The sequence below is a fragment of the Chitinophaga sp. genome (genome assembly GCF_036566945.1).
GTDB lineage: Bacteria > Bacteroidota > Bacteroidia > Chitinophagales > Chitinophagaceae > Chitinophaga.
Map to the genome: position 1 here is coordinate 1 of NZ_DATCVJ010000493.1, position 2,647 is coordinate 2,647.

Genomic DNA, 2,647 nt, shown 5'->3' on the forward strand with positions numbered 1-2,647 from the left:
CACTGGCTATTTTACTAATCCATCTAACCAAATATTAAAGAACCGCCTTAGGTTGGATAGTATAAAAGAAGTAGCCATTTCTGGTAATGCAACAGTACCTCCCTATGAATTTACCTATTCGCAGGATTATCAACTACCAGATTTATCCACTGGAGGAATCGACCACTGGGGATTTTATAATGGCTCCGGTAATAATAGCTTAGTACCCAATGTACCGTATGAAGATGTTACCGTTGGTAAGGGAGCAGACCGTAATGTCAATGAAAATGCTGCTAAATTTGGGTTGTTGAGCAAAATAAAATATCCAACTGGCGGTTTTACGGTTTTTGAGTATGAAGGAAATAAATCTATTCCCAAAGATCCATCCGACTTCTATTCGGGTAACATTGGTGGATTGAGAATAAAAACGATGACAGATATGGCATCGGCAGATAGCAAAGCCGTAACCAAAACTTATGAATATTTATACAGTGATGGCAGATCAAGCGGCAACGTTAGCTCCAGGTTTCCTGACTACGACAAAGAAACCGGATATATTAACTACGATGTGGCTGTTGGCCAAACACAGCCTTCATCATCCGGGAAATTCACCGTTTCTGCTACCTCCATTTTTGGACTTGGTACAATACAGGGTAGCCATATAGGTTACGAAGTTGTCACCGAATACCTTACGGATCCTGTAACCAATCAATCTTTAGGTAAAACAGTTTATCAATATCACATTGGAAATTTCCTTAATGACGATATCAGCAGCGGTGATCTGGAGAAGAAATTTATTTATGACAATAACGGCAAACTCTTACAAGAATTTACAAACACATATAGGTACACAGACATCGAAGGTCTGAATACACTCAAGGCATCACCTTCGTCCAGTCAGTCCAGCAAAACAATTTATTGCAAGCGTATAAACACAAACGGCTACCCTACCTATCAGCGATATGCTACTTCGGAGTCTCCGCTTGACTGTATAGCGAAACGAAACTACAGCATAGATTGGAACACGAATCTGCAAGAGATTACCTGTCAGGCAAAAGACCTGATTCAGACCACCGTTAAAATTTTTGACAAAGCTTCTGACTCCTATATTACCACGGCTACTACTAATACTTTTAACAGTACGAAACATACCTATCCATCATTGATTGCGCAGCTTACCACCAATGGCGACACGGTATTTACCAAAAAAAAATATGCAGCTGATTATAAAATTCCCGCCGGGGCAGATGTGATCTCAAAGGGGCTTGCCTTATTACAATCAAAAAACATGAACGGTGCGGAAATCGAATCTTCCCAATACCGGCAAAATGCGGATGGCAGTAATACGAGGTATATAGGTGGTAGCTATACTGTATTTTCCAGTACCATGCCTGTTCCGGTGTCTTTGTATCGTCTGGAAACTGCTACTCCTTTAACTGATTATCAAGCAACAGATGTAACAGCAGCAGGGGTGTTCACTGCCGATAGCCGGTATAAACAAATGGCCGCTTTCAAGTATAATACCTCCGGCAATTTGACGGAACAAACTAAAGTAGATGATATCACTACCAGCTACATATGGGACTATAAGTCACTTTTCCCTGTTGCAGAAGTATCCAATGCGGATACTACGATGATCGCCTACACGGGTTTTGAAACAGACAGTAATCCTGACTCTTACTGGTCCATTACAGGTGGCGCCAAAGATACAACTACTGCCTTTACGGGATCGAGATCTTATAAACTGACTACCGGAGCGCAGATAATTAAAACCAATACTACCGCTATTGGCAGACCAGTACTCCTTTCATACTGGTCTAAAAATGGGGCTGTTACTATTACCCAAAATGGAAGCACATCTATCCCGGTAAAAAGCACCGGACCGACCTTCAATAGTTGGACGCTGTATAAACACCTCTTACCTACCGGAACCCTGCAGGTAAAATTAACTGCCACAAATGCTACGATCGATGAATTGCGTCTATACCCACAGGATGCTCAAATGCAGACTTATTCCTATTCACCATTTGTAGGCATAATAAGTAAAAATTCTCCATCAGATCTCAGCAGCTATTATGAATATGATGGGTTAAGCAGATTGGTTAACATTAAAGATTTCAAAGGACAGATACTGCAGAATTATCAATACAACTATGGCCCTGGCATCGTAATGACAGCCCCTGTTACCTCTCTTTACTATAATGCTAAAATTCAGGCCGATTTCACCCGAGCGTCTTGCACAAGTGGGGAACCGGGTATACTTACTTATAAGGTCCCTTACGGAAAATATGCTTCCGCCGTCAGCCAGGCAGATGCAGATGCAAAAGCACAGGCAGAGCTAAATGCCTACGGTCAGGCTAATGCAAACGCAAACGGGCCATGCTGGTTTTATAATGTGCAGGTGTCACGAGTTTTCACGAAGACCAACTGTCCTCTCGACAGAGGAGCCGGATTGCCCTATGACTATATCGTTCCTGCCCGCAAGTACCGTAGCACGGTAAGCCAGGCAACCGCTGACCAGATGGCAGCAAACGATATTCTAACCAATGGACAGGATAAGGCGAATACGTCGGGGCATTGCTTCTGCGAAGGACCACATACAAAGATCATAAAAGGCATCTGTGAAACAGGCGTCAAACAGTATACCTCCTCAATGGGAGATCCGCGA

At 42.7% G+C, this 2,647-nt stretch carries 1 protein-coding gene; it reads left to right on the forward strand.

The features are described from left to right. Positions 1–52: 52 nt before the first annotated feature. Positions 53–2,647 (forward strand): DUF5977 domain-containing protein (locus tag VIP81_RS15080; protein ID WP_331962229.1); only part of this gene is annotated, 2,595 nt, incomplete at its 3' end.